We start from the raw sequence: 6793 nt of genomic DNA on the forward strand, positions 1-6793 counted from the left end.
CGAACTTTCTGGGAAGCGGACCGGCCGCTTCCGGCCAGTTACAGCCGGCCGCTTTGCGCCCGTCCCCGCTATCCAGCCGATTGTGATCGATTTCCTCGGATGACCTCCATGCCGAGCAGCCTACGAGGCCTCGGCATCAGAGTGGCTCCGCAATGAACGGCTCAGACACTCCGTTCACGACGCGAGATCGTCGGCGTGCACAGTGGCGCTCGGTGCCAGGAGGGAATTTGTTGTGCCGTCCTGCTAGGGGTTGCCTCGAACGAACGAGGCGCCAAGCAAGCCGCGATCATGATGAGAGACCAAAGCAATAGGCCGGCGAAGATCTCGTTGCCGTGAAGCACGTGGTCACGCGGATCGTAGGTCACGAATAAACGCCCTCCGATTGTGTCGATCAAGAGCGATTCGACGCGGTATCGCCATCTCTATTGAATTTCGGACTGCATAAAATCTTGCCGAAATTGCAGCAGATCAGCGCCTGCCACGTCCGACACGGCACAGAATGTGAGATCTTGCGAATTCCACCAGACCAAGTTGTACCCGCGCTCATTGTAGTTTTGCGGCGCCGACTCGCGAGCGGGCCACACGAAAACGTTGATGACGTGCCCGTGACGCCGATAGACGATGACCGGTACCGGCTGGCCGGCGATGTAGTCGAGCCGACCGCCAACAAGGGGAAAGCCTCGCGCGGCAAGCTCGACGACGGGCGGCGAAATGTCGGCCTTGCCGTTGAACCACGGTTTGACCGTGTGCCGGTCCGAGGTCTGAACGTCGGTGAGATGATCCACCAGCAGCGACCGGACGTGGCTCGAGACGATCTCGTCCTGAAGCGACGCACGCGAATGCGGGATCGCCAGAACGAGGAAGAGGCTTGCGGCCAGGGCGGCGGCTGACGGGATGAAGCTCCAGCGCCGAACGAAGCCGAGGAGCTGTGTGGTCGACCGTCGCGCGTCGCTCTTCGGTCGTGCACCCGCTCTCGCAACGGCCTCGAAGACCTGTGCGCGCACGTGCTCCGGCACCGGCCAGGCGACACCATCTTGTCCAACGGTCCGCCGCAGGGTGGTGAACCGCTCGACCTGGGCGCGACAGCCGGGGCAGGCCGCGAGATGGGCCTCGAAGGCGAGGGTGTTCGCCGCATCGAGTTCGTCGTCGACAAAGCCGTGCAGCGTTACGGCCCAATCGGCGCAACCGTCAGGTTCGCGGGTCACCACGGTCAAGCCCTTCCGATCCGAGCTTCCTGCGTCCAGGCCTCGGCGAACTCGCTCCTGGCCCGCGCGAGGCGCGACATCACCGTCCCGATCGGCAACGCCGTCACCGCCGCGATCTCGCGGTAGGAGAGCTGCTCCAACTCGCGCAGCACGAGCATCTCGCGCAGGGGCTGCGGTAGCCCGAGAAGGACGCCGCGCACCTGCTCCGCCTCCGTCTTGCGGATCAGAGCCGCCTCGGGCGTGTCCTCCTCGGAGACGACTTGGTCGAGGACCGAGCCACCGTCGAAGCCCTCCTCTTCACCGATGTCGGGATCGGCCTCGTAGCGGGCGGAGCGAGCCCGCGCCGCGTGCCAATCGTAGTGGCAGTTGCGCACGATCGCGAACAGCCACGCCCTGACGTTCCCGTCCCGGAAGCTGGCGAAGTGACGGCAAGCCTTCAGAAGCGCGTCCTGCACAATGTCGTGGGCGGCGTCGGCATCGCGGCTGAGGAACCTGGCGAAGCTGTAGGCCGCGTCCAGTTGCGGGAGCACCAGCCGTTGAAACCGTTCGCCGGCCTCGGCGTCGAGAACCGGATGCGCCTCATCGTGCACGACCGAGGCCGCGGTGACCAGCCATGCGGCGAACGAGAATGCCGCAGCCATCGGCCGACCGGCGCGACGGGTCACGATCTTCGCCGGAGCGTTGCCGAACTCGTCGGCGAGCGGGCTCAGGTAGCCCGCGAGCCGATCGAACGGCGTCGCCGCATCCGCTCGGTAAGCCGCCGCGGCCCCGTGCAGAGCGTGCGCGCCTATCAGTTTGTTCGCCATCGCCCTGGCTCGCTCATCGTGCCGTCGCGCCGCGGTGCGGACCTCTCTTCGAGAGACAGCTTTCAGGCTCGTTTTATTCTCACCCGGTCGCTTTCGTCACCGCCGATCCGATCGATGAGAAACCGAGAATAAACCGCGACCGCCCTCGGTCTACACCAGTAGTGAGGAGCGGCTTCGCCACGCTCGATGCCCGAGGGAAGCCTCCTCTTCGGGGCGAATGTCAGACGAAGCGCGCGTGCTCTCACTATTCGAGGCACGCACTCACACAGGAGAGGGTGTTCATGGTGACTTTATCCCGCCGGGCCGCATGCACAGCCTTGGGCGCGGCGGCAGCCTTCGGCCTGAACCGACCGCTGCGCTTCGTTCCTACCGCCAGCGCCATGCCGGTCGAGCCGAGCGTGGGCTTCCACAGGTTCAAGGTCGGCTTGGTCGAGGTCACGGCCGTCTACGACGGCATCTGGCGCAAGCCGCACGACCCGGCCTTCATCAAGGACGTGACCGTTGACCAGACCAAGGAAGCGCTCGCCAAAGCGGGCTTGACGACCGACTTCATGCCGATCCCGCTCACCGTCTTCGTGCTCAAGCTCGGGGACCGGTACGTCATGTGCGACGCGGGCTCCGGCGTCGGGCAGTGGCAGGCCAACGCCACGCACCTGCCCGGCAACATGGCGGCGGCTGGCATCGACCATACCAAGATCGACACCGTCCTCATCTCGCACTTCCACCCAGACCATGTCTGGGGCTTGATGCAGAAGGGCACGAACGCGCCGACCTTCCCGAATGCCGAACTCGTCGTGAGCAGCACGGAGTACCGGTGGTGGACCGACCCGGAGCGGCTCGGGAAGCTGCCGGAGGGCCGGCGCGGCGCCGGCAAGCGGATCGCGGACGTGTTCCCGACCTGGAAGAACTGGCGTCTGGCCGAAGACGGCTCCGAGCTCGCGCCTGGCGTACGGCTCCTCTTCGCGCCGGGCCACACGCCCGGCCACTCCGCGCTGCTAGTTTCCTCCGACACGGATCAGCTGATGATCTCAGCCGATACGATGTACGTGCCGGCGCTGCTCGCCCCGCATCCCGACTGGCAGGGCAGCTACGACCAGGATGGCCCGATGGCGGTCGGCACCCGCCGCATGCTGCTCGACCGCATCATCGCCGATAAGATGGCGATCTGCGGCTCACACTTCCCGTTCCCGGGCGCCGGCACCTTCGTCAGGGACGGCAACGCCTACGCGTTCACGCCTGCTGAAGCCTGACCCCTCTCGATATACAAGGAAATCAGACCATGACCAACAACGCCTACCTGCGCGCCGTCGTGTTGGCGGCCGGCCTCACAGCGGCCCTGCTCAGCACGTCACTGCCCGCCTTCGCTGTCGATGACGACTCGTCGAGCAGTTCGGTCGATCTCACCTCCATACGGGCCAAGATCGCCGCCAAGAACTACACGGCCGCTCTGGCTGAGTTGCGCGACCTAGCTGAGGACAACCAGCAGGCAGACGTCTACAACCTGCTCGGCTTCACCCTGCGCAAAACCGGCGACCTCAAGACGTCGCTGACCTACTATACGAAGGCCCTCGACCTGAGGCCCGATTTTAAGGCGGCCCGCGAGTATCTCGGCGAATTGTATGTTGAGATGGGCGACGTGGCCAAAGCGAAGGACCAGCTCGTTGCGCTCGGGGAGCTTTGTCCCGGCGGCTGCGAGGAACGAGCGGGCCTCGAGAAGGCGATCGCCGCGAAGGCCGGCGGCTGATGCTGGAGGCGCGGGACCGATGGGGGTCCCGCGCCCGGCCCGTGTCGATCGGGGACTTCGCCATGGCCTGGTCGTTTCATCTTATCCAAACACCCCTGCGCGACGGCCTGCTGCTGCTCGCGCGGCTCCTGCTTGCCTGGATCTTCATCCACGAGGGGTTCGTGCTGGCCGCGAACCTCGACGGCACCTTCGCCGCGATGGCAAAGCTCGGCGTGCCGGCCTGTTTGGCAGCCGCGACCATCGTGCTTCAGCTGGGCGCGGGGCTCGCGGTCGCGGCGGGCTGGCAGACGCGAGCGGCCGCCCTGTCGTTGTGCCTCTTCTGTGTCGCGACCGCCGTGCTCTTCCACGCGAACTTCACCGTTCGGAACGAACTGCTACACTTCGAGAAGGATCTGGCGATCGCGGGCGGCATGTGCGCCTTCATGGTCGTCGGCGCCGGCCAGTTTTCTGTCGACGGGCTTGCTCAAACATGGAGATTGGCGGTCGCGAAGACGACACGGAATCACTCTTCAGGTCACGAACGCGGGCACCTGAGGTAGGCGCAAAAGGAACAACAGAATTCCTCTAGGACGTCTGCTCTTCCGGTTTCCTGTCCAAAGGCAGATGGGCTGCAATCGGCCAGATTCAGCCAGCCGCTTCGCGCTCGCCCCGGCCAGTCGGTGGACTTCGGCCTCACCGAAGTCGTGACCGGCTCAGACCGCATCATAGTGCCCGCTCACGTCACTTGCTTGCTCTCACCGCTGCGTTTCCCCTGCGCCGCACCTCGCTGCGGGCCGGCGCTTGACGCTGGGAAGCCAAGCGTGTCCTCCTACCCTGAACAATAACTTGTCTGGGAGGACGGTCTGCCATGGCGTTGATCCAACGCTGCATCCTTACAGCCGCGATCAGCTTCGCCGCCATGATCGGCGCCGCTTCCGCCCAGCCGATCCACGTCAAGGTCGGCGTCCTCAATGACATGTCCGGCGTATACGCGGATACCGGCGGCAAAGGCTCCGTTCTTGCCGCGCAGATGGCGGTCGAGGATTTCGTCAAGTCAAACTCAGACGTGCAGGTCGAGGTCGTCTCGGCCGACCACCAGAACAAGCCTGATGTCGGCGCCGCCGTCGCCCGCCAGTGGTACGACCGCGACGGCGTAGACGCGATCCTCGACGTGCCGACCTCCTCGGTCGCCCTTGCGGTCAGCCAAGTCACGCGCGAGAAGAACAAAGTCTTTATAGATTCCGGGGCCGGGACTACGGAACTCACTGGCAAGCAATGCTCGCCGAACACGATCCAATGGACCTACGACACCTATGCCTTGGCGCACGGCACTGCGGGCGCCATGCTCAAGCGTGGGGGTGACACGTGGTACTTCCTCACCGCCGACTACGCCTTCGGCCTCTCGCTGCAGAACGAGGCCACTGCCGTGATCGACAAGGGAGCCGGACGGGTCCTGGGCGCAGCCCGGGTCCCGTTCCCAGCCACTGATTTCTCCTCGTTCCTGCTGCAGGCGCAGGCTTCGGGCGCGAAAGTGGTGGGCTTGGCCAACGCAGGCGGCGACACGATCAACGCGGTCAAGCAAGCGCATGAGTTCGGTCTGACCGACGGTGGTCAGAAGCTCGCCGCCCTGCTGGTCTACGCCGTCGACGTCCATGCGATCGGCCTGCAGACTGCGCAGGGACTGGTGCTGACGGAGTCGTTCTACTGGGATCTCAACCCGGGGACACGAGCATTCTCCGAACGCTTCTATAAGCGCAACGGCAACAGCATGCCGACGATGAACCACGCGGGTGTGTACGCAGGGCTCCTGCACTACCTGAAGGCAGTAGCGGCGACCAAGTCGGTGGACCCGCAGGCGACGATGGCTTGGATGAAGGCCAACCCGACGGATGACCCGCTGTTCGGCAAGGGCGTGGTCCGGGCGGACGGGCGCAAGATCCACCCGATGTACCTGTTCGAGGTGAAGGCGCCGTCAGAGTCGAAGGGCACGTGGGACCTCTACAGGCTCCTCGACACGATCCCCGCCGAGCAGGCCTTCCGGCCTCTCGCAGAGGGTGGCTGCCCGCTCGTCGGCCAGCCGTAGAGATAGGGTCAATCGACATGATGCGTGATATTGCGGGGCAGGTCGCCTGGGTGACGGGAGCCGGGTCCGGCATTGGACAGGCCGCCGCTGTGTCGCTGGCGAAGGCCGGGATGCGGCTCGCGCTGACGGGTCGGGGACGGGAGCCCCTCGAGCGTACCGCGGACCTCGTCCGCGCAGCGGGCGGGCAAGCCCTGATCGCCCCCGCCGACATGGGCGTGGCCCTCGAGGTCGAGCGGGCCTGGGAGGCGGTTTACACCGCCTACGGGCGCTGCGATCTGCTGGTGAACTCGGCGGGTCTTAACGTGCCTCAGCGGAGTTGGAGCGAGGTCACTCCGTCGGGCATCGACTCCGTGGTCGGAGTCAACCTCAACGGTCCGTTCTACGCGTCGCGGGCGGTGCTGCCGACGATGCGCACCCAGCGAGGCGGTCTGATTATCCACGTCTCCTCGTGGGCCGGACGCTACGTCTCCAAGCTGACGGGACCCGCGTATTCCGCGGCCAAGCATGGGCTGGTAGCGCTCTCGGAGAGCTTGAACCAGGAAGAATGCGGGTATGGCATCCGGTCCTGCTGCATCTGCCCCGGCGAGGTCGCGACGCCCCTCCTCGACAAACGGCCGGTTCCCGTGACGATCGAGGACAAGGGCCGGATGCTGCAAGCGGAGGATCTCGCCGAAACGATCCTGTTCGTCGCCCGCTTGCCGGCGACGGTGTGTGTCAATGAGATCCTGATCAGCCCCACGTGGAACCGTGGCTATCTCGAAGGTGTCGGGCTCTGAGGAAAGCCGCTGAGGCCTCTGTGACAGTGGCCCTCGACTGACGGTTCGCGCACCGGCGATCGAGGCCGGTCAGTCGATCGGCCAGGAGACTGCCTGGCAATCCGGGCGTCCTGCCAGGAGCGGATGACTGCGACCCCGCTCGGTCGCGGTGATGCGCCGAGCGAACGCGGCCTCGTAGCCGCGAAGATTGGGGCGCACGG

At 65.5% G+C, this 6793-nt stretch carries 7 protein-coding genes; 5 read left to right on the top strand and 2 right to left on the bottom strand.

Annotation, left to right across the window (positions count from 1 at the left end):
- Window positions 1-422: 422 nt before the first annotated feature.
- Both CIW48_RS18475 and CIW48_RS18480 read right to left on the bottom strand, forming a co-directional pair.
- Entirely contained in the window at window positions 423-1214 is a 792-nt protein-coding gene (locus CIW48_RS18475; protein WP_246695311.1) for a zf-HC2 domain-containing protein, read from the bottom strand.
- Window positions 1211-2011 carry a sigma-70 family RNA polymerase sigma factor gene (locus tag CIW48_RS18480; RefSeq protein ID WP_246695312.1) on the bottom strand — a complete coding sequence of 267 codons (801 nt, stop codon included), beginning with the start codon at window positions 2009-2011 and terminating at the stop codon, window positions 1211-1213. Before CIW48_RS18480 ends, CIW48_RS18475 begins: the two co-directional genes overlap by 4 nt.
- A 281-nt stretch (window positions 2012-2292) precedes the next feature.
- Here CIW48_RS18480 and CIW48_RS18485 point away from each other — a divergent pair, with 281 nt between their 5' ends.
- The 5 genes from CIW48_RS18485 (at window position 2293) to CIW48_RS18505 (ending at window position 6593) form a co-directional block, all read left to right on the top strand.
- A complete protein-coding gene (locus CIW48_RS18485; RefSeq protein WP_149312065.1) occupies window positions 2293-3261 on the top strand; it encodes an MBL fold metallo-hydrolase in 969 nt (322 codons plus the stop codon).
- Between the two features lie 29 nt (window positions 3262-3290).
- Window positions 3291-3755: a tetratricopeptide repeat protein gene (locus CIW48_RS18490; RefSeq protein ID WP_149312066.1), complete on the top strand. Its 465-nt coding sequence runs from the start codon at window positions 3291-3293 to the stop codon at window positions 3753-3755.
- Between the two features lie 62 nt (window positions 3756-3817).
- Window positions 3818-4294, top strand: a complete 477-nt coding sequence (locus CIW48_RS18495) for a DoxX family protein (RefSeq protein ID WP_149312067.1) — start codon at window positions 3818-3820, stop codon at window positions 4292-4294.
- A gap of 308 nt (window positions 4295-4602) precedes the next feature.
- Complete coding sequence (locus CIW48_RS18500; protein WP_149312068.1) at window positions 4603-5817, top strand: ABC transporter substrate-binding protein; 1215 nt, start codon at window positions 4603-4605, stop codon at window positions 5815-5817.
- A 17-nt stretch (window positions 5818-5834) separates the two neighbouring features.
- Window positions 5835-6593, top strand: a complete 759-nt coding sequence (locus tag CIW48_RS18505) for an SDR family oxidoreductase (RefSeq protein WP_149312069.1) — start codon at window positions 5835-5837, stop codon at window positions 6591-6593.
- Window positions 6594-6793 lie beyond the last annotated feature (200 nt).

This window comes from Methylobacterium sp. P1-11, from assembly GCF_008329595.1.
Classification (GTDB): domain Bacteria; phylum Pseudomonadota; class Alphaproteobacteria; order Rhizobiales; family Beijerinckiaceae; genus Methylobacterium.

What these genes read in the sequence shown, in the direction of transcription:
- CIW48_RS18480 (WP_246695312.1), bottom strand. Translation starts at nt 2,011, where the DNA reads ATGGCGAACAAACTGATAGGCGCGCACGCTCTGCACGGGGCCGCGGCG.
- CIW48_RS18485 (WP_149312065.1), top strand. Translation starts at nt 2,293, where the DNA reads ATGGTGACTTTATCCCGCCGGGCCGCATGCACAGCCTTGGGCGCGGCG.
- CIW48_RS18490 (WP_149312066.1), top strand. Translation starts at nt 3,291, where the DNA reads ATGACCAACAACGCCTACCTGCGCGCCGTCGTGTTGGCGGCCGGCCTC.
- CIW48_RS18495 (WP_149312067.1), top strand. Translation starts at nt 3,818, where the DNA reads ATGGCCTGGTCGTTTCATCTTATCCAAACACCCCTGCGCGACGGCCTG.
- CIW48_RS18500 (WP_149312068.1), top strand. Translation starts at nt 4,603, where the DNA reads ATGGCGTTGATCCAACGCTGCATCCTTACAGCCGCGATCAGCTTCGCC.
- CIW48_RS18505 (WP_149312069.1), top strand. Translation starts at nt 5,835, where the DNA reads ATGATGCGTGATATTGCGGGGCAGGTCGCCTGGGTGACGGGAGCCGGG.